We start from the raw sequence: 26,581 nt of genomic DNA on the forward strand, positions 1-26,581 counted from the left end.
ATTTTTATGTTACCATTAATTGTAATGTGCGTTTTCATAAGAAATTTTTAACTTTTATTTTTCAATCTATAATATTTCCTTTTTCTTGTATTTAATTTTTTAATTATGCTCATATCTATTTTAAATGATTGTAGTATATTTTATTTCCCAATTACCTTTTCCATCAACATTTCATAACTTCCTACTGCCTCATATTTTACAGTATTATTGCTTATTTTCTTAAAATGTTCTCTTGCACAATGTATTTTGGCTTTTTCAATATCATCTGTACGAATTTTTAAAGAATCAAGTGTTCCCTTAGTTTCTGCTATAAAATATATATGTCTTACCTTATCTTCATTAAATACTATAGCCCAATCTGGATTGTAGTTTCCTACAGGAGTTTGTATGAAAAATCCTTTTGGAAGCTTAGCATATACACAAACTTCTTTGCTAGCATCAAGTTCCTTTGCAAATTTCATCTCAAGTTTTGAATCAGTAACTACATAATCGTAAATATGTTTTTTAACTTCTATAGTGTCTTTACCTAAGGTACCTTTTAAATTATTATTAGTAAATATATTTTCATCAAAAACTTCGTATATAGGATTATAAGTAATATGTTGTATTATCAAAGTAGCTTTTTGCTCATTTATTATTCTTGATACTTTTAATATAAATTCTTCTGGGTTTTTTCTAAATAGATAGAAAGTATCTGGTTTTATCCCTTTTAATATCTTCGCTATAGCATTTCTAGTAAGCTTTGTTTCATCTACTAATTTACCTATTAAATCATATTTTAACATTGTAGTTATTTTGGAATAATTTTTGCTCATTTCAGATTCTTTTACTACAAAGGATTCACCTTTTTCTAATTTTTCTTTAGAATATATAGACTCCATTTCTCCTACTTTTATTTGATAAGTTAAATCTGATACTTTTAGATCTTTATCTAAAACCTTTATGCAATTTTTAATCAGTTCATCTGTATCAAAATCTACATAATATGAAGTTTTCATATTTATTTTTTTCCACAATTCTTTAAACTCTTTTTTCTTAAAGTTTTCATTAATTTTTAACTCTTTAATATTTTCAGCTCTACTATTTTCAACAAGAGGAGTAACACTTTCTGTATAAATTTTTTCTACTAACTGCACAACACCTTCCTTAAAATTTTTAAATTCATCAGGTACTATTAATTTACCTTTTTTTGCTTGTTTATAATACTTTTCAGTTAAATAATCATTATCATCAACATATTCATTTTTTATAAATGAACGATGAAGAATATTTGCTAAAGTTTTATCTATAATCAATTTCTCTCCTCTATCATTCTTAATTGCATTATTTAAGAAGAATTCTGCATTAGCTTTTTGTGGTCTATCAGTCAATGTTTCAGCAATTTCAGATTGAAGTCCCCTTGCAAAAGATTCATAGGATTCACTAGCTATAACTGTTAAGACATTTATATCATGGACATCTATTCCTGGCGTTTCCATATCTATTCTATTCCCATTTTTATCTACACAAAGTCTAAGTCCTCTACCTACCTCTTGCCTCTTTCTTATAACAGAATTGCTATGTTTTAGTGTACAGATTTGGAATACATTAGGGTTATCCCATCCCTCTCTTAATGCAGAGTGTGAAAAAATAAATCTAACTGGTTCATCAAAGCTTAGTAATCTTTCTTTATCTTTCATTATTAAATCATAGGCTGACTCATCATCAGATAGCTTTTCCTTTCCTTTAGCTTTAGGATCAATCATCCTTCCCTTTTTATCTATAGAAAAATAACCATTATGGGTATCTTTAACATCTATACTTTTTAAATACTCTACATAAGGGTCATTAAATAAAGTTATATAATCATTGAGAATATTTATATACTCTTCTTCAAATATTTTTCCATATATTCCATTTTTCTCTTCTCCATTTTCATCATACTGTCTATATTTATCAACTTCATCTATAAAAAATAAAGACAATACTTTTATACCCTTGTTATATAAAGCCTTTTCCTTTTCAAAATGAGATTTAATAGTTTCTCTTATTTGTATTCTTCTAAAATTTATTTCACTTACATCCCCTTGAACATCTCCTGCATATAGTGTAACCCCATTAGTAAAGGTTATAGTGTTTTTATATCCATTTATTTCTGCTACTCTGTATCCTTTATATTGTTCCATATAATTAGAATGTGTATATAAGTCATAACCTTCATCTACGTTTCTAGTCACTCTTTTTATACCTGACTTTTGTTTTATCTCAAACTCAATTTTAGCCATTGGTTTATTCTTTTCTCTTAAATCTATACCTTCAAAATAAACATATCCGTCAGTTCCTGTTAAACCTTTTACAGAGATTCCCTTTACTTTGATTTTCTTTACTAATTTTTTATTATAGGCGTCTAATGCATCTAATCTATAAATTTTATTAAAATCTTCTTTATGAGTTGCTGAATACCTTAAAGTAAATAATGGATTAAATAATTTTAATGCTTCCTTTGTCTTTTTACCTTCTACAGATTGAGGTTCGTCTATTATAAGTATTGGATTAGTCTGAGCTATTACATCAATAGGTCGTCTTGAAGCAAAATCATCTAACTCCATATATATTCTTCTTGCATCTTTTCCCCTTGAATTAAAAGCTTGAGAGTTTATAATCATAACATTAATACTTGAATCTGAAGCAAATTGGTCAATTTTATGGAGTTGCTTAGAATTATAAATAAAATACCTAATCTTAGTTCCATATAAATTCATAAAATGTTCTTCTGTTATTTGAAATGATTTATATACTCCTTCCCTAATAGCAATAGATGGAACTACTACAATGTATTTACTCCAGCCATAATGCTTATATAGTTCATACATAGTTCTTATATAGGTGTAGGTTTTTCCTGTTCCAGTTTCCATTTCTATAGTTAAATTATATTTTCCCTCTAATTTTTGAGATGGTTTTAATCCATTTTTTATTTGAACTTTTTTTATATTTTCAAATACATCTTCTTCTGTCAATTCTACTGCTTTATTTTTAAATCCTTCTTCATGTAAAAACTGAATTTGTCCCTTTATAACACTCTTTGTCCTACCTCTATCTAATGTAAATTTAGAATATGCATTTTTTTGTCCTTTAAAACAATCAACTACAGATTGAACAGCATCTAATTGGAATTTTTGTTCTTTAAATTTAATCTTCATTTAATCACCTCCTATAAAACATTAATCTCAGTATTAGGTGAAAAACTTTTAAATATTTCCTCTAAATTTATTTTGTCAGGACAGGACTTAAAAGAATTATCTCTAAAAACTGCCTTTAAAGGCTTAATTTTTGCTATCTTCTTAATTAATTCTTCATCTATATTTTCATCAAAACAAGCAACTAGAGAATCTTCAGCTACAAAATGAACTTCTTTTCCATTAATAATTTTAGTTTCAATTGGTAATGACAGCTCTAATCCTAGTTCTAACATTACTTGTATAAGTAAATCCAGCCCCGTTCTATCTTCTTTGATATTAGACTCCAGCTGTTCTATCATATTTTGATCTAATTCATCAGGCAAATAATATACATCCTTCATATTAGATGAATCTATTTTAAATACTCTAAATCCATAATCAATATCTGCACCAGTTTCTTCTTTAATCTTCCTGCCAGCTCTACGGATACGTTCTTTACCTATCTCTGCTATATTTTTAAAACCTGCTTTATAGGCTTCAGATTTTTCATCTGTAGGTTCTGGAAGTTGAACCATTATATATTTTCTATTACCTCCATCTTCTGCATTGAGCTGCATGACTGCATGGGCTGTGGTGGCGGAGCCGGAGAAGAAGTCGAGAACTATCATATCTTTGTCAAAATAACCTAATGTATAAATGACATATTTTATTAATGATATTGGCTTTGGATAATCTAAAATTTTTTCTATTTTAAAGATATTTTTTAATTCAGTATAAGCATCTTCATTCGTTCCAATCTTTAATTTATAATCTAAAATTGTTGTTGGTCTTTTAATTTTTTCTCCTTGATCTGATCTAAATACATTAAATCCAAACATAGATGATAATGCTATCTTTGTACCAAGTCTTAATTCATATTCTAGTTTTTCTTGTGTCCATACAAAAGGTCCTTTAACAATAACTTTACTAACAACAATTCCATCTTGTACTATAAAATCATTTAAAAATTCTATTGCTGAACTTCCTTTCCCATAAATTCCTTTTTGATAAATCCCATCATTTAATGTTGTTATAATAACATTTTCATTAATGGATAGTTTCTTGTGAGAATTAGTACGTTTAGCAAGTGGCTGCCACTTATCTGAATATGCTTTCTCTCCAAACAACTCTACTTTATTGAAATTCTTTCCATAAATTAAAATATATTCTGTCATATTCCTTATTGTCTTTGAAAGATGACTTCCTTTCTTTTTCTTCACCCACGTCATAATAGCTATAAAATTCCTCTCGCCAAATATCTCATCACATATTTTTCTTAAATTATGTACTTCATTATCATCTATTGATATAAATATTACTCCATCCTCAGATAATAAATTTCTTGCTAATTTAAGTCTTGGATACATCATAGTAAGCCAATCGCTGTGATATCTTCCATTGTACTCTGTGTTTTGAAAAAGCTTATTTCCATATTCATCAACTTGTCCTGATTCTTCTAAGTATTCTTCTTTTTCTTGGATGAAATTGTCCTTATATATAAAATCCTTTCCTGTATTGTAGGGAGGGTCTATGTTCTTACCGTCTTTGATACAATTTTATAATGTAGAATTTATATGTTGGTAGGTTTTATTAAGCAGGAAAGCCCTTATATCAAGGGCTTTATGAGGTTTAATTCTCTTTTAAAGAGTATATTTGTTTAGGTAATCTATGGAGAATAGATTCATCTCTACTAAGTTTATTCTAATATAATTATTATTGCACACACCAGCAGTGCTAATTATGTCAATAATTAAAATGTATAGATATAATTAAAAGGTTCTAATATTAAAAAGCAGATAAGATAAAACACACTTAACTAGGCTCTCTATTTTCTATTTCTTTTAGAGTTGTTCCATCTTCTGTTTTCCATTCTACAAGCCCATTTGCATGGCCACCAATAACAAAAGCTGCAGCATATGAAGGGCTATTAACTAAAACATTTTCTTGCAAAATACCATGCTCATCTATTTTTGCTTTTAACCTTCGTTCCTTTATTCCTGGTGGGATACTTTCAGAGTCAATGGTTTCAATAAGACTTCCCTTCAATATAACAAAACCTTCTCTTGTCTGCTTGCAACTTGCCTCAATTAACTTCCCACTTTTACGGCTATTCCTCTTCATAAAAAGTGTTAATTCATCATCATCAATTATTTCTTTTACTTTTGGTGTGCTGGACTTTTCAGCTAAAGCCTCAAATAATTTATGCCCCAAAGTCCCCATTACAATCTTGGCATAATCTATAAATTCTTCTAGTTCACTTTCTTTTTCTTCTGTTATATTCCCCATGGTAGGATCATTGCTGTTTTTTACTAAATAACGACCTGCTTCTGTTGCCATTCCAACAAAGCGATTTTCAAGGTAGCTTATTTCTGTCGGTCCAAAAGAGTTGTTAGAAGTTGTAAAAACGATAGCTTCCGTCCAATAATCTTTGTCGGGATTTCGTTTATGCTCTATTAATCTATATAAAATACCTTCTCCATTTTTACGAATTCCTGCCTGTCCTATATAAACGACATTTTCTCCTGTCTGGTCAGAAGTCCCAAAAAGAAAATAAACGCCACTTTGCTTAAGATCATCCCGTTCTTTACATTTATCTAGTTCTGTTCTAGGTATTTTATATGCAACGCCTGTCCAATTAGCGAGAGTGCATTTTATCCTCCCAACAGCTGTCCCATCCATCAGAAATAAGTTTATGCTTTTCCCTCGTACAGCCACAACAAAACCTCCTTTCTACTTTACTAAAGCCAAAATTTAAATTGTATCTATCCATGCAGATACTTTTTCTAAGAAGTCTTCTCTTCGGTATTGATCATTATAAAAAGGTAACCCCATTATTTTATACTCATTTCCAGATATTAAAGTTTTAGAAATATAATGCTTTTCCCCTATTTCATTTAAAAATTCCTCTTTCCATTTATCTTCCTTAAGTAAATGATTCCCTTTAGGTTCAATATAGGTTTGGTAGTTAGATATATTATCACTGTTCTTTTTAGCCACAAAAAGCAGATAATCAGGCTCAAATCGTTCACCATGTTCAAAGCTATAAATAGCAAGTTCGGGTATTCTTTCATTTCTAACTACATAATACTCTAATCCCTTAGCCTTTAATTTTGGTTCAATATCAGTTTTGAAAAATTTAATAAATAATTTTTCTTCACTAGTTCCATAATTATCGTTGAAAACATACCAACTCTCTTTTGATAAATCAATCTGATATTCTGGATTGGGACAATTCACTTGTGATATACCTTTCCCACCATTTTCATCAAGCCTAGATAGATAAATACTTTTATCCTTAATAACAGATTTAATTGCTTTTGGCTCAAATTCAGTCGTTCCAATATATTCTGGTTTCAAGGAAATTATATAGCTTGATACTTTCTCAAATGCTCCTATACAAGCCTTAAATAAATCCCTACCAGTGATGTTTTCAGTAAAATATTTAATCTCAATCGTAGAGTTCCCCAGGTATTCTTCTGAGGTTAAAAATTCTTTCAACGTTTTTACATGCGGGAACTTGCTTTGTATCACACTAAATCTAAGTTCATTAAACTTTTCACTTGCACCAAGCAATACATTATAATCAATATCTTTAAATTTTATAGTTTTTATTTCTGAAGCAGTTGTTGATGTTTTATTATCCCCAATTAAATTTACTACTGCACCTCGGGTTGTTTTTTGTGTATATCTATATACCTTATTTCTAATTCTTTCTTCTAATGATTTTACTTCATCTCTTCCTTTTGGAATACGCTTATTTGAGAATACTAATCCTTTTTTATAAAGCTCAGTATCTTTAAATTCCTTTTTTAGTTTATATTCTAATTTAATAGGATTTTCATCCTGAAGCCCTGTTGCAATTAAAGCCTGTCTTAATTCAGCTATATAACGTGAATCATTTCTGCTATGAAAAAACATAGTTTCTAATATGCGATACTCATTGTTAAGATCATTGTCATATTTTCTTTTAAATCGATCTTGTTCCTCTGAAACTTTAAATGGACAATATCTCGCACCACGACCAATTAACTGAGCCTCTTTTATAGTGTATGCACCGATTTTACCAGCTTTTCCACTTGCTTGTCTCGTATCATAAAGCCTTACTATATCGAATAGATTAAGCACATCCCAACCTTCATTTAACATATCTACAGCAAAAATAAGACGAATTGGATTGTCTTCGTCCTCTAGGGAGTTAACAAGCAATTGATTTTCTCTGCTATTATCTGCAGCTCCATTAATAATAATTGAGTTATCCTTAGTAAAACTACTTTTTAAACTATGTTCTAACAGTTGAAAGCTTGAGTCTTTAGCTTTAAAGTAATCTAATGCTTGTGTAAGTATATCTATCTTTGCGGAATAAAGTTCTTGTATTTCTGAGCCTGTTAAAGAATCTATTTTAGAGAAGAACTCCTCGTAAAAGTCCTCCGATTCTTTAATTTTTTGGGATTTAAGCATAATAACGGGTTTAATATTTAGCTTACAGTCTGCAAAAAGATACTTACGATATTCACTCATAATAAGAGCTATCAAAGTTCTCTCCCATGGTTCACTGTCTGTTCCAAAATTTTGAAAATCCTTAGTGTATCCACTAGACCTAAAGTTAATGAGTGGATAGTTGTAGATTATTTTATCTAGGTATTTATTTTTAACATTTGTATCTTTTAAATCTGCTGTAGCAGTAAATTCGAGCATTATATTGTCTCTATTTCTGTAAAAAGCATTAGTAACAGAATACTCCCAGCTATTTTTAGCTTCTTTTTCCGCTTTTGATGCCCTTTTGGTAAGAGTATTTACATGATGACTTTCATCTGATATAAATACAATTTTATTATTTTCAAAATCTTCATATGTTAAAGAGTTTTCTTTCGGTGTGAATAAATCCATATGAAGCTTCTGTGTTGTAGTAAAGCAAATTTGTATATCTTCCTCTAAATCATTTCCACTAAAATTATCCACCATTTTAATATTAATTTTATTCCCTAAATATTCAATTACATCATTGAAAAGATACTTTGACGATAGAGGATTAGTAAAGTTTTCTTTTGTTTTTTCCAATATATTAGTCTGATTAACAAAGAACATGAAATTACGATACCCTTTAGTATACAAATAAAGAATTAAGCCCGCCATAATCACTGTCTTTCCGCTACCTGTAGCCATGTGAAAAAGATTATGTATTTGCTTATTTTTCCTTAAGTTTTCTTCCTCAAAATAGGTAATAAAATAGCGAAAAGCCTCTTCTTGATACTCACGAAGATGAATATGGGGTGCTAATCCTTTTTCAATTATTTCAGGTATATCTTTTAACTGACCTAGTTCTTTTACAACATTTAATTTTTCATATAAAAACCTTTGTTCCATTAATTAAACCTCCCTTTTATAGAAGGATTCTGTAAATTTTCTATCTTTATCACTAATATTGTATGCTTTATCGTCAATATCAGATAAATTAACATACAGCTTGTTTTTATCTACCAATGCACATAAAGCCATCTTTTTCTCCTCGAGGGTCAACTTTTCAAACTCTACATCAATCGCCTCTAATTCATCTCTCGTAATATATGGAACTATTCTTTCATCTCTATATATTTTTTCTTTTATATCAGTAATTGTTGCATCCGTTGCATTTTGAATTTCATCAATAAGCTCTTTGGAGTTTTCTAGGAGCTCACAATAGACAAAAGAACCACCACCTTGCCAGTTTAAATTTTTAGATACTCCTGTTTGTTCTCCCTCAATCACCTTTTGCAACCTAGGTATTGAAACCGTATTAATATAATCCATTTGCTCTAATCCTATAAAACGTCTACCAGCTTTTAAAGCCACGGCTTGCGTAGTTCCGGAGCCCATAAAGAAATCCATAACCCAATCATTTTTTGTTGTAGAAAGTTCAATCGCTCTTAATATCAAATCTTCAGGTTTAGGATTTGTAAAAACGGTTTCACCAAATAGCTCCATTTGATCTTTTGTCGCATTAGTATTAGCATCCAATTCCTGCCAAATAATTGATTGAGTTACATCGTGCCAAATTGTGCTACTTGCTTTTCCTTTTCCAGATTCTTTTGCTTCTAAATAATAGGTTTTCAATTGTGGCTTAGCTGTTCCATTTACTCCAAATCTAATTCTACCATCCTTTAACAAGTCTAAATATGTTTTCTCTTCTGTCCTCCAACAACGGCCTACAGGCGGATAGTATTCTTCTCCTGTATTAGGATTTATTATTTTATAGGATAAGTTTTTTCTAATGTTTGGAGCATCAAATGGCTCTAAACGGTATTTCCCACGACCGTCTTTATCATCATACTTAAAAGATTCAATATCAAGAGATAAACGAAAACTATTTTTATCTATCCTATTTTTGTTTTTAGCAAAAACCAGTATATGATTACTGTTTTGCGAAAACAGTCCATCACTAGATACTGACTTTCTCGATTCCCAAGTAACATCTGCTATAAAATTTTCCATATCGAAGATGTCATCTGTAATAACTTTCAAATAATGTGCACCCTCATCTGAAATTGCCATAAATAGTACACCTTCTTCACTTAGCATTTTATGAGCAACTTCTAGTCTATTCTTCATAAAAACTAGCCAAGAGGATAATTTGAAATTTGAGTTATATGAAAAAGTATCTGATGGCTTTGTCTTATTAAAAAAATATGGTGGATCGATAAATATACACTTTACTTTTCCTTCATATCTTTTAAGTATGCTCGATAGACCTATAAGATTATTACCCTTGATAATTAGGTTGTCATCATCTTTCATCTCAATATTTTCTTCGATACCTCCCTTTGTATAACGTTTTGCATTAGTGAAAACTTTAGGTGCGAGCATTCTAGTTACTTCATCATTGGCAATAGTCTCGTGGTAGAAGATTTCTTCTCTTTTCTGATCTTCCTTATCTTGACCGCCCTGCAAATAACAATCTTTATAAGGAAAATCTAGAACCACGTCGTTCTTCTGAGAAATGAAGTTCCCATTTGATGTTAAACCTATTTTATTTGAATATCTTGTATAGCTGTCTGGAAGAAATTCTTTCGATTCAATAAGCCATGCAAATTTTTGTTTGTCAAAAATTAGAGTATTTTTTACTTTCGTAAAAAATTCTTCCTTTATTCTTTCATTGCTTAACAAAAGAGATAACAACTCTTCATCCATCATCATTATGTCTGAGTACACTTTAGCTTTTAACAAATTGTTATCTTCTGATTGGTACTTATCAGCACCTAAAAGTACCTCTTGTACTATTTCAAAAATATTTTTCATTTTCTATATTCTCCTTCTATTCAAATTTATTTATTTTTTTATTTTAATCATTACCCTTCTTTTATCAAGCCCTATACTATTTAATCCACGAATAACTCTGGTATATTGTATTTAATATCTTCAACTTCTTTTTGGACACTGACATTCCCACAATCCGCCAAACTGCTTCTTAATTTTATATCTCCATCTATTGTTTTAACTACATACTCGTCTCTATTCCTTCTTATATAAGTTGAAGTTTCCCTAGAAAAGCCATTTCTTTGAAGCATTATAGATAGTGGATTTGTTGTTCCATACTCTACATATTCATACCAGTCATTGTTAAAGGACTCTACCTCATGTATCCGTTTGTATTCTGTCGAGAATCTTAAAAAATAATTAGATATACTAAAGAGGATAACATTTTCTATTGCATCTAAAGCTTCTGATATTGCAATATTTCTATGTTCCTTAGAGTCATTGTAATCTAAAATTTTTCCGTTTACTCGGACACCTGTCTTGGGTCTATTACGCTTATACTCTAAACCTTTTTCCATTATATAACTCAAGCCTGTCCCCTTAATCCATTGAGATAATATAACAGCATACCATCTTAATTTACCGTGTCTTCCATCTTTACTCTTAAAGCCTAGAGTAGATTTTTCATATATTTCCCATTTGAATATTTTGCAAAGTTCTTCTAAAAAGTCTAATAATTCACCATACACAACATTATTATTTTCATTAATTGTAGGATATTTTAGCCCTTTCATGATTGCTGTTGTTAAGTTACTTGATTGATCAACTGAAACATTAATGTCATCATCTGGTCTGTTTTCTCTTTGACTAAACACATTCCTTATATTTTCCTCAATCTCTTTACCTAATAAATGCGAAAATTCCTTCCACACTAAGCTTTTATTGCCCTGCATTATATCTCTTAATAAAATTCCAGTAAATTTCCTCATAAGAGAATACTCTTCAACAGTTTGATTCTTAGGATATTGAGTCAGCTGAACATCGCCTTTGATTAAACTTTCAACTATTTTTACTTTTTGATTGTTTGACAATTCAGTTACAACCGATAGCTTCTGTTCTGGAATATCTTCCTTTAGTAACTCAACAAAAATTTCTGATTTTATTTTTTCTTCTGGCCGCATGAGAAATACATTGCCATAGAGGTTATATTCTATTCGTCCGACCCTTCCAATAAGATTCTTAAAATCTATGGCTGACATTCTACCTCTTCCTATTTTATAATCTGTAACAAACAAATTATCTGCTGGCAAATTAACCCCTTCCATTAGGGTACTTGTGCAAAACAAAGTTTCAATTAATCCTTCTCTATAAAGTTCCTCAATACGCATTTTTATAGTTGAAGGCAAATAACCGATATGATAAGCGACACCTTTAGGAATTAAATCAGCCAAGTAATAATCCCTATGAACTTCATTTTTTATATCCTTAGCTAAGGTAATAAGTTCCTGATTATCTTTTTTTCCTTTGTTTTTAGCGAAATCAAGTGCGTATGTAATTGCCTTGTTTATTCCAGGGCAATAAATAATATTTTGGCCTTCCCCACCTAATCGAGTTATCAATTCACATACTGTTGCCTCTCTCTTAATTTCTGCAACTTCAATAAAGTTTTTATTATTATCATTGAATACTTCTATTTTCTTGTTAGGCAAATCAATCAAATATTTCATTTGGCTTACAGGAGCAAAAGAAGTAGTTAGCTTTTGTTCATTAATGTTATATGCTTCTGGTATAAGCTTTAAATATATTTCTGGGTTAGGGATATTTGGTGATGCAAAAATAACATGAGGTTTTTCCTTTTTTCTACATAGCATATCCACTACTTTATAGTAAAACGCACTACGACTTCCTTTAGTTGAAATTTTATGTGCCTCGTCTATAAACAAATATTCAATATTAATTGCTGGATTGTCTATTAGTAAATAAAGAAGTCGCTCAGGAGTAAGCACAAAAATAAAATTATGTTCCTCTTTTAAAGATAATGCTCCTGCAGAAGTAATTAACCTATAGTTATGTTCCTTAAGAAGCTCTTTCAAATCATTAATTATTTTACTGCTAACTTCATTAATTAAGGCTTTTGTAGGAACTATTAAAGCAAAGTTAGAACGGATACCATCCATAACTTGTTTTTTCAAAAACATACGCATAATAAACGATTTTCCCATTGATGTAGGTCCCGAGTAGCTAAAGTAAGAATCCTCTAATCTATCATATACAATCTTTTGCGAACGAAAAAAATGTTGTTCTGGCTCTGCAGGAATACTCAAATAATCTTTATTAAATCCTGTATATAGTTTTTCCAGTAATGTCGTAGGCTGGAAATCTGGGGTAATCATATCCATCCCACGGTAATTACCTGTACTTTGAAGTACCGACCCCATATAATGTTTAATCCTATAATCCTGTGGATAAATCATATGTAAAAGAGCAACTATTTCTTGAGCCCAAATCTTATGTTTGTCTGATTTTTCTTTATGTACGGACTTTGAAAGTATATCAGCAAAACGTAAAGCTGCAGATATATCCAACTCACGACTTTCCCTATTAATTTTAAATAATTTCAAGGAATAATTATATAGGATGTTTTCATATAGCTCATTAAGATATTCATTATCATCAATATCTTTATAAAGTAATTCCCCAAAAACAACATTGTCATATCCACCCATTAAGACACACCTCCTGTTAGCATATCTTGTATTATTTCTTTCTTCTCTACAGGAGCATCATTAAATGGTAGGACATAAAAATAAAATGAATATCCCCCCATGCCCATACTATTTATTTTATCAACAATGTAAGGTGTAACAGACTTTATATCCTCTTTTATCTTATTAACTGCTTCAACACGGAATTGAGGATTTGATAACACCGATGAGTCAATCTCCAATGTGTAACCTAGGAATATGCCATAAGCATGGTCTATGGCACCAAGCCCACCCTTACTTGGTATAATAATATTTTTCATATATTCTGCTGTTGAATTGTCAAATACTCGTCCAAATAAAGTGCTATCTACAACACTTAATTCAGCTGACGGATCTTCCTTTATTTCTTTTACAGTATCCATTGCTCTATCAACTGCATTACGCAAATCACCAATAATCTGTGACGCTCCAAAAACTAATTGATGGTATGGTTGTCCCATGCCACTATCAATCGCCAACAAATGTATACCATCACTTTTACATCCATAATGACTCGCCGTAGTAGTTAACTCAATTTTACTCATGATTTTTGGTGCGTCTAAAACCTGCTCTAAAAAGGTATATAGAATCATATCACCAAGGGTATCGCCTGTTAATTGACCAGCTCCGCTATATTTTTTTAGTTTAGCCAATGCTGTGAGTCCCACACTTTCAACATCATCCTCTATAACAAATCGCTCTAGCTCGGCCCTTGAGTAGACATATCTTCCAATATTGCGTAGAAGAAATCTTTTTAACTCCCTATCAGAGAATTTATTATTAATCACATTCAAATGAAAAACTCTAAGCTCGTTATTATTTTTTAACGCAAGTGCCTCTGAATGCTTGACCTCATTAAATATCCCATTGAAATTTTTATCTTTGATAGTTTTCTGTATTGAGGCAGTAGATGAAACTTTATTTTTTCTAAGAGAAATACTATCTATCATTGGAGTAAACGAATTTAAGTATTCATCTGTTACTTCTATGATATCATTTTTCAATTCAGAACTTTTTACATTGGCAACAGTATATAAAAAAACATTAGCTATTAATTCTGCTGGATCAAATACAGTTTCATTAATGATCTCATCTTTAGTCTTAAAGCTTTCAAGATATATCGGAGTATCCCCTGGAATAGAATTATCATCGGCAAGGATATCCCTCAATGCTAAAATTGCAGTCTTAATCTTCGCTTTATTGAGTAAAGGGATAACATTATCTCTAAAATAATCGACAACGATAGAGACTTCGACATTCCTTGCCTCTGCTCCAGCTTCAGGAGAAACATTTCTATGTCCTGTAGCCATCCTTGATGCAGCATTATCATCTCCAGTCAAATCTTCGTAATCGTCTAATATTAGAAGCATTGTACCATTGATTAAGCTTTGCGAAACATTGTAAGGTTTACAATGATATAGGACTTTTAATAAAGAAGCATAACAAAGCCGTTTCATCTAATTCTCCTTTCTAGAAAACTATCATTTATCTTCGTTTATCACATCTACAATATCCCCTATATTACAATCTAACGCTTTGCAAATACGTGCCAAAACTTCCATGCTAACTGGTAGGTCCTTTCCCATCTTAGCCATTGTAGATGAAGTTATATTTGTCATAGCCATTAAGTCCTTTTTCATTAACTTCTTATCAATTAGCAATTTCCATAATTTATTATAGCTAAATCTCACAATCTCGCCTCCACATAAAACAGATTCAACTAATAATTTCTCGTATTATTTTACATTTTATCATGCAACTATATATCTTACAATCTTTTTTCTGTATTTCTGTATTTGTCCTTTACATTCTCAAAGTTGAATATAGGCTTTTTAAAATTAAAGTGATAGTAAAGTCAAAGTAAAGTCGCAGCCATGTAAACTCAATTTCATAACTTATAAACTGTTATTGTACAAACCAATAGCAGTTTTTTTATTTCGATTTATTAAAGATTCTTCTGTACTTATAAATCTATGAAAGGAGGAAGTCACCATGCAGGAAGTCAGAAACATCAACAACAAACGCATCTGTGATATCAGTAATGACAAAAAAGTTGTAGAGATTCGCTTAAAAGACTGTCTTACAATAATTACTGCAAATCCAGATGGAACTCTAAACATCACTCATGAATTTATAGAGTCTGTGGCATAAAACCGTTTAACAACAACTTAATAACTGGAATCCGCCAGAACGCTAAGACGGCCGTGCGGGACACTTTTATAGGTGTTCCCCCCTGCCGTCTTTTTGTTTTGAGGATTTCAGGGCTCTGGCGGATTTCAAATTTGAAAACCAAAGGAGCCAATCTAATGAAAAACTATCAAAGAGTAAATTACAGAAAATACTATGCACAAGATGAAAATGGAAACTATGTGGAGGTAGACAGGAAAACATGCTTTGCCTCTTCCGAACCACCTACTGAGGATAACCCCTATAAACAAAGATGGTTCTACGATGAAGAGGCTGGTTATGTAGTTAGGCTTAGCAGGACCAAAGAAAGTGAAGATATTCATAGATTCAATAGTAGCTCACTAAAAAGAGAAGAAAGATATCGCAATAGAAAATTCGCCTGCATCTATAAAGACACGAATAAATGTAATCAAGTCTGCGATAGATGTGAATACAAAAACACTAGCCGTACTGTAGAGCTAGATAAAAATTGGTCCAGTGACAATGATGAAATGGGCAGCTTTTTCACTCCAGCTGATGATAGCCAGGATATTCTTAGTATTTTAGAAGATAAAGAATTAAGTAATATTTTACAGTCAGCTTTTGAAAGTCTATCCCTTGAAGATCAGCTACTATTTAATTGCCTTATTGAAAAGAAAGCTAAAAAAGTAGTAGCTAAACTCTTAGGCATCACAGTTGATGGTGTTCGATACAGAGAACTTCAACTTCGTAAAAAACTCCTTTCCAACAATAATTTAAAAGAATTTTTAGAGAAATAAAAAGTTTTACTACGGATTTTGCCCTTCGATGTCCTTTAGATATTGAAGGGCAAAAAAATTATGAAAGGAGCAAATCTATATGAGTAAAATGAACGAACTATCACAAACCGTAGACGAGTTAAAGAGTGCTGCTAATTTACTTTTGTCTGTAGCTGATTCACTTCTAGACTTATTTTCTGGAACTGGTGAACCCCCAGAAGAAGCGAAAGAAACTAAAAAGCAACCTGCGGCAACTAAAGAAAAGCTTACCCTCGAATCGGTTAGAGCTATTCTAGCAGAAAAATCTCGTAGTGGTTATACAGATGAAATTAAAGCTTTATTAGAAAAACATGGTGCTAGTAAGTTAAGTGAGATTGACCCAAAAAAGTATAAGAAGCTACTGGAAGAAGTGAAGGTATTAGGTGATGGGTAAACATGCTCTCCTCTCGCCTTCTTCAAGTCATCGCTGGTTGAACTGCCCTCCGTCTTTAAGACTTAGCCAGCAATATGAAGATACAACAAGTTCTTATGCCGCTGAAGGAACGGAAGCCCATACCCTATGTGAATATAAGCTAAAAACCATTTTAGGTATGAGGGTAAAAGACCCTACTGCTAATCTTGAGTATTACAATGAAGAAATGGAAGAATGTGCAACAGATTATGCAACCTATATTCTAGAACTTTTAGAAGATGCAAAAGCCAAATGCTTTGACCCTTTAATTCTAATAGAGCAAAGACTAAATTATTCAAAATATGCTGAAGGTGGCTTTGGAACTGGTGACTGCATTATTGTTTCAGATGACACTCTTCATGTAGTAGATTACAAGCATGGGACTGGCATTTTAGTTGATGCCAATGACAACTCGCAGATGAAATTATATGGACTTGGGGCATTGGAGCTTTTCGATGGTATTTATGATATTGAAACTGTAGCTATGACCATCTATCAGCCTAGAAGAAACAATATCAGCACCTTTACTCTTTCAAAAGATGAACTTTATAAATGGGCTAATGAAATTTTAAAGCCTACTGCAAAACTAGCACTTGAAGGTGAAGGCGAGTTTAGATGTGGCGACTGGTGTACCTTTTGCAAGATTAAACATGAGTGCAGACATAGAGCTGATCATAATCTTGAACTAGCAAAATATGAGTTTAAACTCCCACCTCTATTAGAAGATGAAGATATAGAAGAAATCCTTGGAAAAATTGATGAACTCACATCTTGGGCTTCTAATATTAAGGACTACGCTCTTCAATCAGCACTTCGTGGAAAGCAGTGGCACGGTTTTAAGCTAGTCGAAGGAAGAAGTAATAGAAAATATATCAATCCAGAAAAAGTGATTGAAGTTGTTACATCGAACGGCTATGACCCCTACGAACATAAAATCAAAGGAATCACAGCCATGGAAAAAACTCTAGGAAAAGCTAGGTTTTCAGAACTTCTATCTGATTTAGTCGAGAAACCTCAAGGCAAACCTACTCTCGTTCCAGAGAGTGATAAACGTCCAGCTATTAATACAGCTGTAGATGATTTTAAAGAAAATTAAGGAGGACAAACATATGTCTAAAAATGCAAATCCAATGAAAGTTATAACAGGACCAGATACAAGGTGGTCTTATGCAAATGTGTGGGAAGCAAAATCAATTAATGGTGGTACACCAAAGTTTTCAGTATCACTCATTATCCCAAAATCTGATACTAGAACTCTTAATAAGATTAAAGCTGCTATTGAGGCTGCTTATAAAGAAGGCGAAGGCAAACTAAAAGGCAATGGTAAAACCGTACCGCCTCTATCTTCTATTAAGCAGCCCTTAAGAGACGGGGATATTGAAAGACCTGATGACGAAGCTTATGCTAATGCCTATTTTGTTAACGCAAATTCAGCAACTGCCCCAGGCATTGTAGATAGCAATCTAGACCCTATTCTTGAACGTTCTGAAGTTTACAGTGGTGTATATGGTAGAGCAAGTATTAACTTCTATGCTTTTAATAGTAACGGAAATAAGGGAATTGCTTGTGGTCTTAATAACCTACAAAAAATAAGAGATGGTGAATCACTTGGAGGAAAATCAAGAGCCGAGGATGATTTTGCAACAGATGTAGATGATGATTTCCTTTCATAAAAACTTTAAGGGCAGCAGGATTAAATCTTGCTGCTCTATTTCTATCTAGGAAAGGAGAATTTAATGAAAACATTAGAAATTGATATTGAAACCTTTAGTAGTGTAAATCTTTCTAAGTCTGGAGTCTATCGCTACTGTGAGTCACCCGATTTTGAAATCTTACTATTTGCCTATTCCGTTGATGGCGGAGATGTTAAAGTTGTGGATTTAGCTATGGGAGAAAAATTACCTCAAAATATATTAAATGCTTTATCCGACCCTAGTATTATCAAATGGGCTTTTAATGCTAACTTTGAACGTATATGCCTATCACGTTTTTTAGGTTACCCTACTGGAAAATATCTTGATCCTAAATCATTTAGATGCAGTATGATTTGGTCTGCCTATATGGGACTTCCTCTATCTCTTGAAAGTGTTGGTACGGTGTTAGGACTAGAAAAACAAAAGCTTAAAGAAGGAAAAGATTTGATTAGATACTTTTGTACTCCTTGTAAGCCTACTATCTCTAATGGTAAAAGAACAAGAAACCACCCCTACCATGACCTTGATAAATGGTCAGCATTTAAAGAATATAACAAACGTGATGTGGAGACTGAATTAGAAATACAGATGAAACTATCAAAGTTCCCTGTTCCAGAACAAGTATGGAATGAATATCACCTAGATCAAGAAATTAATGATAGAGGCGTTCTTCTTGATTTAGATTTTATAAAAAACGCAATTGAAATAGACGACTACTCTCGCACTAAGTTAATTGATGAAATGAAGGCACTAACAAATCTTGATAACCCCAATTCAGTGCAACAATTAAAAGGCTGGCTCTCTGATAATGGCCTTGAAACTGAAAGCCTTGGAAAAAAGATTGTTTCCGAGTTATTAGAAACAGCCACAGGAGATTTATCAAAAGTGCTAACTCTTAGGCAGCAGATATCAAAATCATCTGTAAAGAAATATCAGACCATGAAAAATGCCATAGGTTCTGATAATCGTGCTAGAGGAATGTTCCAGTTTTATGGTGCAAATAGGACAGGACGATTTGCAGGGAGAATTTTACAACCTCAAAATCTCCCAAGAAACAATATCCCTGATTTATCTGAAGCTAGAGAATTAGTTCTTAATAAAGACACTAAGGCCTTGGATATGCTTTATGATTCCACATCAGAAGTCTTGTCCCAGCTTATTCGTACATCGTTTATTCCAAAAGCCAATCATAAGTTGATAGTCGCAGACTTTTCTTCCATAGAAAGAGTTGTCCTAGCTTGGCTTGCAAATGAAAAATGGGTTCTTGATGCCTACAACAGAAAAGAAGATTTATACACTGCCACTGCTAGTCACATGTTTGATGTTCCTATTGAAAAAATAGATAAAAGAGGTCCTCTAAGACAAAAAGGAAAAGTTGCAGATTTAGCCTGTGGCTATGGTGGATCTGTCGGTGCTTTAATTTCAATGGGTGCTCTTGATATGGGGCTTACTGAAGAAGAATTAAAACCCTTAGTTAATTCCTGGAGAGCTGCCAATTCTAAAATTGTCGAATTTTGGTGGAGTGTTGATAGAGCTGCCCTTAAAACTGTTAGAGAAAGAACTACTACTGATACTCATGGTATTGAGTTTTCTTACAGAAGCGGAATGCTCTTTATTACTCTTCCATCTGGCAGAAAACTATCCTATGTAAAGCCTCGTATTGGTCTAAATCAATTTGGCTCAGATTGTGTAACTTATGAAGGCCTTGGTGGAACTAAAAAATGGGAAAGAATACAGTCCTATGGTCCGAAATTTGTGGAGAATATTGTTCAAGCGATTAGTAGGGATATTCTTGTTTTTTCTATGGAGAAATTAAGGCACTTTTCTATCGTCATGCATATTCATGATGAGATAGTTATTGAGGCAGAAAAGAATATTACTGTAGATGAGATATGTGAAATTATGAGTCAACCTCCTCCTTGGGCTGGTGACTTAAAGTTACGTGCTGAAGGCTTTGAGGGAAGTTTTTATAAAAAAGATTAAAAACACTACGGATTTTGGCAGGTGCTGTCCTTTAGATAATAAGGGCAGTACCTGCCTATTAAATTTTGGAGGTGTTTTTATGTTTTATGTAAAGGAAAAAGTAAGTCCCAGTCTTGATGTCACTGTAGAAATTCATGATGATAATGTCTTTTGCACCTGTCCTGAATGTGGCTGTGAAGTTGAAATAGACCTGGCCCAACTTTTTAGCGATGGTGAGGGCGACCTTTATGGTACTTCTGTATTTTGTCGTGATTGTAGTAAATCCAAGCTAGAAGCTTTAAGAAAGTAAAGGAGGTTGTTTAGATGAAACTTGAGGTTTATAAAAATCCAGAATTTGGTTCTATCCGCACTGCCCTTGTTAATGAACAAATCTATTTTGTAGGCAAAGATGTAGCTGAAAGTCTAGGCTATTCAAATACAAAGGATGCTCTTTCAACTCATGTTGATAAGGAAGATAAGACAATACTTCAAAGGTCGGAAAACACGACCTTTGCTATTCCAAATAGAGGTCTGACAATAATTAATGAATCTGGTCTATACAGCCTTATTCTTTCTAGCAAGATGCCCAAAGCTAAGGAATTTAAACATTGGGTAACCAGCGAAGTCCTCCCTTCTATTCGCAAACATGGTTTGTATGCAACAGATGAATTATTAAATGATCCTGATCTCGCTATTGCAGCTTTTACTGCACTAAAAAAAGAAAGAGAAAAGGCAAAAGCACTTGAAGAAACTATTGCCATTCAAAATCAACAGATTGTGGAGATGAAACCGAAGGCATCTTATTATGATTTAGTTCTTAACTGCAAGGATTTAGTAGCCATTTCTGTTATAGCTAAGGATTATGGCTGGAGTGCTAAAAGAATGAATAGCTATCTAAAAGAAAAAGGGGTCCAGTTTAAGCAGAGTTCTATTTGGCTCTTATATCAAAAGTATGCCCAGATGGGATACACCAGTACAAAGACTCATTCCTATAACGGGAACGATGGAACAATACACACTAGGCCACATACCTATTGGACACAAAAAGGAAGATTGTTTATTTACAGTCTCTTAAAGGAAGATGGGATTTTCCCAATTATAGAGAAGGAGGAAGCCTAATGACTATAAATAAATTCAACGGAGAGGGTTATTACGACCCTACTCCCTACGAAGCTTTAAAGAAGAAGTACAGGCCTCTTGTTTACATTGCCTCTCCCTTCTCTGGTGATATGGAAAGAAACACAAGAAAAGCACAGGGCTATTGCAGATTTGCAGTTAGTGAAGGATATATCCCTCTAGCACCCCATCTGCACTACCCTCAATTTTTAGATGATGAGGATATTGAGGAAAGAGAACTTGGACTTCACTTTGCCCTCGTCCTACTTGGTAAATGTGAGGAGCTATGGGTCTTTGACAAAGTTTCCGAGGGAATGGCTGAAGAAATCACCAAAGCAAAGAGACGAGATATGCCAATAAGATATTTCGATTCTAAATGCGAGGAGGTGCTTGAATGATTAGATTTACTCTATATACATCAAACACTTCAGGGAATCTTTCAAACTGTGTCTATCCCAAAGAAATTTTAGTTACAGATAAAGCATCGATGATAGACGCAATTAGATATGATCATGTTTCAGCCAACTTTAAAAACAACTATCGGAGCACAAGTAATTTTATTAAATCAGATAATGCTGTACTTGATTGTGATAACGATCATTCAGATGATCCAAAGGACTGGGTCACTGTGGCTGATGTGGCTACAACATTTGAAGATATTCCTTTTGTTGCTGCCTACAGTAGAAACCATATGAAACAAAAAGGGAAAAGAACACCAAGGCCGAGGTTTCATGTATATTTCATGATTAAGGAAATAACTGATCCAACCGAATACGCAAAGTTAAAACAAAAAATAGCGACCGCTTTCCCCTACTTTGATAACAACGCCCTTGATAGTGCAAGGTTCATCTTTGGTACTAGCACTCCCAACATAGAAATTCATGATGGTACTAAAAGTATTGAAGATTATTTAGATGCTGCAAGTTTTGAAGATTGGGATAGTTCTACTGAGGAAGTTCCTGAAGGAACAAGAAATAGCACCATGTCCCGATATGCTGGACGAGTTATAGTTCGTCTTGGAAATACAGATGAAGCCTATGCCCTTTTCCTTAAAGAGGCTGAAAAATGCAATCCGCCCCTAGACGAGGATGAATTAAACCTTATATGGCATAGTGCTGTTAATTTTGGTAAAAGAGTTTCTTCTCAAAAGGATTACATTCCCCCAGAAGATTATGGTGGAAAACTTCAGTTAAAGCCAAAAGATTTCTCAGATGTAGGTCAAGCCATTGTTCTTTCCAATGAATATAAAGAAATTCTTAGGTACTCCCCTGCTACTGATTTTTTAGTATATAACGGTAGCTTTTGGGAGGAATCAAAACCTAAAGCACAAGCTGTTGCACAAGAATTAACCACTAGACAGCTTAAAGAGGCTGAACTCGAAATCAATAATGCTTTAAATGAAATGACTGATAACGGTGCTCTTGACATTGTTATGGAAAAAGGTGCAAAAAAGGCTGCACAAGACTTTGGCGAGGACCAAGATGAGTCTTTTAAAAGGTATGAATCTGCTATTGCCTATAAAAAATATGTCATCGCTAGAAGAGATTCCAAAAAGATATCTTCCGCACTAAAAGAAGCACAGCCTATGCTTGAGATTCTCCCTAAGGATCTGGACACAGATGGCTTTCTACTGAACACACCAGAGGCTACTTTTGATTTAAGACAAGGTATCCAATCAAAAATGGAATCAAACTACTCCCACTTTATAACAAAGCAAACATCTGTAAGTCCAGATGATGTAGGAATGGATAAGTGGCTTGATGCCCTTGATGTGTTTTTTAGCAAAGATAAAGCTCTCATTGAATATGTGCAAAGGATTGTGGGGCTTGCTGCTATAGGAAAAGTTTATGTTGAGGCTTTAATCATAGCCTACGGTGAAGGCCGTAATGGTAAATCTACATTTTGGAATGCCATCGCCAGGGTTTTAGGAAGCTATAGTGGTAATATTTCAGCCGACATTCTTACTGTTGGCTGCAGAAGAAATGTTAAGCCAGAGCTTGCCGAGGCAAAAGGAAAAAGACTCCTTATTGCAGCTGAACTTGAGGAAGGTATGAGGCTAAATACTTCTAATATCAAACAACTTTGTTCTACTGACGAAATCTATGCAGAGAAAAAATATAAAGATCCTTTTAGCTATATCCCGACTCACACATTGGTTTTATATACGAACCACCTGCCAAAGGTTGGAGCTATTGATGAGGGAACTTGGAGAAGACTTATTGTGATTCCTTTTGAGGCAAAGATTGAAGGAAATGATGATATAAAAAATTACACGGATTATCTCATTGAAAATGCAGGTGGTGCAATTCTTACTTGGATAATTGAAGGAGCTAAAAAAGTAATCGATGATGATTACAACATAACTCCACCTAAGAAAGTTCAAGATGCCATTGATATTTATAGAGAAAATAACAACTGGTTAGCACACTTTCTAAATGAATGTTGTGAAGTTGATGGAAGCTACACAGCCAAATCGGGCGAAATCTATGATGAGTATCGTGCTTTTTGTTTAAGGGTTGGTGAATTTACAAGAAGTACAGCAGATTTCTATACGGCTCTTGAATCAGAAAACTTTGAAAGAAAGCGAACTAATAAAGGCGTTATCGTTAAGGGTTTAAGGCTAAAATCAGAGTTTCTCTAAATAAGTATTTTGTAATTAGTGTAGGTCGGTGTATGTCTATATTACAACTTTTTCATATAGATAAAAATAAATTTAAAAATATATATAAAAGTTATATAGACAGCCTACACCGACCTACACTCCCCCTAAAATTCTGATGAATCTATTTACCAAAAAAGCCGATGAATAAAGGCTTTATAGCTATAAACAATTTCTTAGATTCATTAACTAAAATATGTAGCAAGGTGAAGGTCAATGCGTGAAAAACAAATCGAGCAAAAATTTGTAAAAGAAATTAAAAAGTTGAATGGTCTTTGTCTTAAACTTACCTGTCCAGGTTTTGCTGGGATGCCCGATAGACTTATCCTTCTTCCTACAGGAAGGATTGGATTTGTAGAAGTGAAAAGGAAAGGTGAAAAACCTAGACCAATTCAAATTACAAGGCATAAACTTCTTAAATCCTTAGGTTTTAAAGTATATGTTCTTGATGATGAAAAACAAATAAAAGAAATAATTAGAAATATTCTAGGAGGTGATGCCTGATGAAGTTCATACCCCATGATTATCAGAGATATGCTACTGAATATATTGAAAGAAATCCTATCTCAGCTATCTTTTTGGATATGGGCTTAGGTTAGGAAAAACAGTCTTAACTCTTACAGCTTTAAACAATTTATTATTTGATAGCTTTGATGCACATAAGATTTTAGTTATCGCACCACTTCGAGTTGCTAGAGATACATGGCCAACAGAGATTGAAAAATGGAATCACCTAAAAGATTTAAAATATTCTGTTGCTGTAGGAAGTGAAAAAATAAGGAAATCAGCTTTAATGAAAAAAGCAGATATTTATATTATAAATCGTGAAAATGTTAAATGGCTTATAGAAGATAGCTCTCTCCCCTTCGACTTTGACACAGTAATTATAGACGAGCTTTCATCATTTAAAAATCATCAAGCCAAACGTTTTAGATGTCTTATGAAAGTAAGACCAAAGATAAAAAGAATTGTAGGCTTAACTGGAACTCCTGCAAGTAATGGACTTATGGATTTATGGGCTGAGTTTAGACTTTTAGATATGGGAGAAAGGCTTGGACGATTCATCGGAAAATATAGAGATGAGTATTTCCTTCCAGATAAGCGAAACCAGCAGATTATATTTTCTTATAAGCCTAAACCAGGAGCAGAAAAAGCCATATATAAAAAGATTTCAGATATTACCATCAGCATGAAAGGATCTGATTATCTTAAGCTTCCAGAGCTTACTATAAACGAAGTCGAAGTGAAATTATCTGAAAAAGAGAGTAAAACCTTAGATGCAATGAAAAAGGATTTAGTAGCAACCATTGATGAGGATGAAATTACCGCTTCTAATGCTGCTGCCTTATCTAATAAACTTCTTCAAATGGCAAATGGAGCTGTATATGGAGATGAGAAAAATGTAGTTCATATCCATGATAAAAAACTAGATGCTTTAGAAGATTTAGTAGAAGCGGCCAACGGTAAACCTGTTTTAATCGTTTACTGGTTTAAACATGATTTGCTTCGAATTACTAGAAGATTTAAGGTGGAGAACTTGGATAGTTCCGACTCAATAAAAAAATGGAATAAGGGAGAAATTCCTATAGCAGTTATCCACCCTGCATCTGCTGGACATGGACTCAACCTGCAATCTGGTGGTTCTACTCTCATTTGGTTTAGCCTTACATGGAGTTTGGAGCTTTACCAACAAACAAATGCAAGGTTATGGAGACAGGGACAAGAAAAAGCAGTTATTATCCATCACCTCATTGCAAAGGACACAATCGACAATCAAGTGATGAAAGCTTTAAAAAATAAGGATAATACCCAGTCTGCATTAATCAATGCTGTTAAAGTCAACTTGCAAATGGGAGGTAAAAGCAATGAATGATAAATATGAAGATTTGGCTAACGCCATTGTTCTAACAGCAGTTAAGGATTACCGTGCTGCACTTAGAAAACTAAATAAACATCCAAGAAATCAAGCTGCTTTAAATACAAAAGAAGAAGTTGAACGTTTCTTTCATTCTGGCTGGTATAGACTTCTTACCAGCCTTGACCCAGATATGCTTATAAAACAACTGAATGAGGAGGTAGCGTCATGAACGCAAAGGATTATTTAAATAAAGCTTATCGTCTAGACCAAAGAATTAATAGTAAGCTTGAGCAAGTAGAGTCTTTAAATGCACTTGCTACTAAAGCTACTTCTACCCTATCTGACATGCCAAGAAGTCCTAACAGAGCTACCTCCAAAATGGCAGATGCTATAGATAAAATTATTGACCTTCAGGCTGAAATCAATAAAGATATTGATATGCTTATCGATTTGAAAACTGAAATTGTAGCTCTTATAAAGAAAGTAAAGAACCAGGAGTATCAAACCTTACTTGAGAAACGATTCCTTTGTTTCGAAACTTGGGAGCAGATTGCAGTTGATATGGATTATAGCATTCAGCATATTTATAGACTTAGAGACAGAGCTTTAGCAGAAACAACCACTCTTTTGAAAAATGATAGGAAATGTTAGTAGATGTTCATAGACTTACTTGATACTATTAAGATAGAAAACTTTAAACCTTCACAGAAAATCTGTGGAGGTTTTTTCATGCCCAAAAAGGAGGT

21 protein-coding genes and 1 pseudogene are annotated in these 26,581 nt (G+C 33.0%); 14 read left to right on the plus strand and 8 right to left on the minus strand.

Going from position 1 to position 26,581, the window contains the following annotated elements:
* Positions 1-140: 140 nt before the first annotated feature.
* From H2684_RS00005 to H2684_RS00040, 8 genes are all read right to left on the minus strand, one after another.
* Positions 141-3,179: a DEAD/DEAH box helicase family protein gene (locus H2684_RS00005; RefSeq protein ID WP_182087348.1), complete on the minus strand. Its 3,039-nt coding sequence runs from the start codon at positions 3,177-3,179 to the stop codon at positions 141-143.
* Positions 3,180-3,190: 11 nt separating this feature from the next.
* Positions 3,191-4,747 (minus strand): site-specific DNA-methyltransferase, encoded by a 1,557-nt coding sequence (locus tag H2684_RS12250; RefSeq protein ID WP_347707501.1) that lies wholly within the window; start codon positions 4,745-4,747, stop codon positions 3,191-3,193.
* A gap of 262 nt (positions 4,748-5,009) precedes the next feature.
* Entirely contained in the window at positions 5,010-5,912 is a 903-nt protein-coding gene (locus H2684_RS00015; protein WP_182087349.1) for a GIY-YIG nuclease family protein, read from the minus strand.
* 36 nt (positions 5,913-5,948) lie between these two features.
* Complete coding sequence (locus H2684_RS00020) at positions 5,949-8,561, minus strand: DEAD/DEAH box helicase family protein (protein WP_126812601.1); 2,613 nt, start codon at positions 8,559-8,561, stop codon at positions 5,949-5,951.
* A 3-nt stretch (positions 8,562-8,564) separates the two neighbouring features.
* Entirely contained in the window at positions 8,565-10,469 is a 1,905-nt protein-coding gene (locus tag H2684_RS00025) for a site-specific DNA-methyltransferase (RefSeq protein ID WP_182087350.1), read from the minus strand.
* 80 nt (positions 10,470-10,549) lie between these two features.
* A complete protein-coding gene (locus tag H2684_RS00030) occupies positions 10,550-13,153 on the minus strand; it encodes a DEAD/DEAH box helicase (RefSeq protein WP_182087351.1) in 2,604 nt (867 codons plus the stop codon).
* Positions 13,153-14,628, minus strand: coding sequence for a DUF1837 domain-containing protein (locus H2684_RS00035; RefSeq protein WP_182087352.1), 1,476 nt, complete (start codon positions 14,626-14,628; stop codon positions 13,153-13,155). Before H2684_RS00035 ends, H2684_RS00030 begins: the two co-directional genes overlap by 1 nt.
* Before the next feature lie 24 nt (positions 14,629-14,652).
* Positions 14,653-14,862: a helix-turn-helix transcriptional regulator gene (locus H2684_RS00040; protein WP_182087353.1), complete on the minus strand. Its 210-nt coding sequence runs from the start codon at positions 14,860-14,862 to the stop codon at positions 14,653-14,655.
* A 301-nt stretch (positions 14,863-15,163) separates the two neighbouring features.
* Between H2684_RS00040 and H2684_RS00045 the strand changes: the two genes are divergently transcribed.
* The 14 genes and pseudogenes from H2684_RS00045 to H2684_RS00110 all read left to right on the plus strand — a co-directional run bounded on the left by H2684_RS00045 (position 15,164) and on the right by H2684_RS00110 (position 26,486).
* Positions 15,164-15,322, plus strand: a complete 159-nt coding sequence (locus H2684_RS00045) for a hypothetical protein (protein WP_182087354.1) — start codon at positions 15,164-15,166, stop codon at positions 15,320-15,322.
* A 155-nt stretch (positions 15,323-15,477) separates the two neighbouring features.
* Positions 15,478-16,116, plus strand: a complete 639-nt coding sequence (locus tag H2684_RS00050) for a hypothetical protein (protein WP_182087355.1) — start codon at positions 15,478-15,480, stop codon at positions 16,114-16,116.
* Between the two features lie 79 nt (positions 16,117-16,195).
* Positions 16,196-16,528, plus strand: coding sequence for a DNA ligase (locus tag H2684_RS00055; RefSeq protein ID WP_182087356.1), 333 nt, complete (start codon positions 16,196-16,198; stop codon positions 16,526-16,528).
* Positions 16,521-17,642, plus strand: a complete 1,122-nt coding sequence (locus H2684_RS00060; protein ID WP_182087357.1) for a DUF2800 domain-containing protein — start codon at positions 16,521-16,523, stop codon at positions 17,640-17,642. The genes H2684_RS00055 and H2684_RS00060 overlap by 8 nt, the downstream gene beginning before the upstream one ends.
* Positions 17,643-17,655: 13 nt before the next feature.
* Positions 17,656-18,219: a DUF2815 family protein gene (locus tag H2684_RS00065; protein WP_126812582.1), complete on the plus strand. Its 564-nt coding sequence runs from the start codon at positions 17,656-17,658 to the stop codon at positions 18,217-18,219.
* 63 nt (positions 18,220-18,282) lie between these two features.
* Positions 18,283-20,223: a DNA polymerase gene (locus H2684_RS00070; protein ID WP_182087358.1), complete on the plus strand. Its 1,941-nt coding sequence runs from the start codon at positions 18,283-18,285 to the stop codon at positions 20,221-20,223.
* Positions 20,195-20,512, plus strand: a complete 318-nt coding sequence (locus tag H2684_RS00075) for a hypothetical protein (RefSeq protein WP_243159231.1) — start codon at positions 20,195-20,197, stop codon at positions 20,510-20,512. The genes H2684_RS00070 and H2684_RS00075 overlap by 29 nt, the downstream gene beginning before the upstream one ends.
* A gap of 14 nt (positions 20,513-20,526) precedes the next feature.
* Positions 20,527-21,321: a phage antirepressor KilAC domain-containing protein gene (locus H2684_RS00080; protein ID WP_182087359.1), complete on the plus strand. Its 795-nt coding sequence runs from the start codon at positions 20,527-20,529 to the stop codon at positions 21,319-21,321.
* Positions 21,321-21,716 (plus strand): DUF4406 domain-containing protein, encoded by a 396-nt coding sequence (locus H2684_RS00085; protein WP_182087360.1) that lies wholly within the window; start codon positions 21,321-21,323, stop codon positions 21,714-21,716. The genes H2684_RS00080 and H2684_RS00085 overlap by 1 nt, the downstream gene beginning before the upstream one ends.
* A complete protein-coding gene (locus H2684_RS00090; RefSeq protein ID WP_182087361.1) occupies positions 21,713-23,959 on the plus strand; it encodes a phage/plasmid primase, P4 family in 2,247 nt (748 codons plus the stop codon). Before H2684_RS00085 ends, H2684_RS00090 begins: the two co-directional genes overlap by 4 nt.
* A gap of 234 nt (positions 23,960-24,193) precedes the next feature.
* A complete protein-coding gene (locus tag H2684_RS00095; RefSeq protein ID WP_182087362.1) occupies positions 24,194-24,481 on the plus strand; it encodes a VRR-NUC domain-containing protein in 288 nt (95 codons plus the stop codon).
* Positions 24,481-25,850: pseudogene (locus tag H2684_RS00100) on the plus strand (DEAD/DEAH box helicase). The gene H2684_RS00095 and the pseudogene H2684_RS00100 overlap by 1 nt, the downstream one beginning before the upstream one ends.
* A complete protein-coding gene (locus tag H2684_RS00105) occupies positions 25,843-26,064 on the plus strand; it encodes a hypothetical protein (RefSeq protein WP_182087705.1) in 222 nt (73 codons plus the stop codon). Before H2684_RS00100 ends, H2684_RS00105 begins: the two are co-directional and overlap by 8 nt.
* The gene (locus H2684_RS00110; RefSeq protein WP_182087363.1) at positions 26,061-26,486 is read left to right on the plus strand and encodes a DUF1492 domain-containing protein; all 426 of its coding nucleotides are present in this window, start codon (positions 26,061-26,063) and stop codon (positions 26,484-26,486) included. Before H2684_RS00105 ends, H2684_RS00110 begins: the two co-directional genes overlap by 4 nt.
* The last annotated feature ends 95 nt before the right edge of the window (positions 26,487-26,581 follow it).

The organism is Clostridium sp. cel8, assembly GCF_014050525.1.
Taxonomy (GTDB): Bacteria; Bacillota; Clostridia; order Clostridiales; family Clostridiaceae; genus Clostridium_B.

What these genes read in the sequence shown, in the direction of transcription:
- H2684_RS00055 (WP_182087356.1), top strand. Translation starts at nt 16,196, where the DNA reads ATGAGTAAAATGAACGAACTATCACAAACCGTAGACGAGTTAAAGAGT.
- H2684_RS00005 (WP_182087348.1), bottom strand. Translation starts at nt 3,179, where the DNA reads ATGAAGATTAAATTTAAAGAACAAAAATTCCAATTAGATGCTGTTCAA.
- H2684_RS00090 (WP_182087361.1), top strand. Translation starts at nt 21,713, where the DNA reads ATGATTAGATTTACTCTATATACATCAAACACTTCAGGGAATCTTTCA.
- H2684_RS00030 (WP_182087351.1), bottom strand. Translation starts at nt 13,153, where the DNA reads ATGGGTGGATATGACAATGTTGTTTTTGGGGAATTACTTTATAAAGAT.
- H2684_RS00080 (WP_182087359.1), top strand. Translation starts at nt 20,527, where the DNA reads ATGAAACTTGAGGTTTATAAAAATCCAGAATTTGGTTCTATCCGCACT.
- H2684_RS00105 (WP_182087705.1), top strand. Translation starts at nt 25,843, where the DNA reads ATGAATGATAAATATGAAGATTTGGCTAACGCCATTGTTCTAACAGCA.
- H2684_RS00035 (WP_182087352.1), bottom strand. Translation starts at nt 14,628, where the DNA reads ATGAAACGGCTTTGTTATGCTTCTTTATTAAAAGTCCTATATCATTGT.
- H2684_RS00050 (WP_182087355.1), top strand. Translation starts at nt 15,478, where the DNA reads ATGAAAAACTATCAAAGAGTAAATTACAGAAAATACTATGCACAAGAT.
- H2684_RS00085 (WP_182087360.1), top strand. Translation starts at nt 21,321, where the DNA reads ATGACTATAAATAAATTCAACGGAGAGGGTTATTACGACCCTACTCCC.
- H2684_RS00110 (WP_182087363.1), top strand. Translation starts at nt 26,061, where the DNA reads ATGAACGCAAAGGATTATTTAAATAAAGCTTATCGTCTAGACCAAAGA.
- H2684_RS00025 (WP_182087350.1), bottom strand. Translation starts at nt 10,469, where the DNA reads ATGAAAAATATTTTTGAAATAGTACAAGAGGTACTTTTAGGTGCTGAT.
- H2684_RS00095 (WP_182087362.1), top strand. Translation starts at nt 24,194, where the DNA reads ATGCGTGAAAAACAAATCGAGCAAAAATTTGTAAAAGAAATTAAAAAG.
- H2684_RS00070 (WP_182087358.1), top strand. Translation starts at nt 18,283, where the DNA reads ATGAAAACATTAGAAATTGATATTGAAACCTTTAGTAGTGTAAATCTT.
- H2684_RS00065 (WP_126812582.1), top strand. Translation starts at nt 17,656, where the DNA reads ATGTCTAAAAATGCAAATCCAATGAAAGTTATAACAGGACCAGATACA.
- H2684_RS00060 (WP_182087357.1), top strand. Translation starts at nt 16,521, where the DNA reads ATGGGTAAACATGCTCTCCTCTCGCCTTCTTCAAGTCATCGCTGGTTG.
- H2684_RS00045 (WP_182087354.1), top strand. Translation starts at nt 15,164, where the DNA reads ATGCAGGAAGTCAGAAACATCAACAACAAACGCATCTGTGATATCAGT.
- H2684_RS00020 (WP_126812601.1), bottom strand. Translation starts at nt 8,561, where the DNA reads ATGGAACAAAGGTTTTTATATGAAAAATTAAATGTTGTAAAAGAACTA.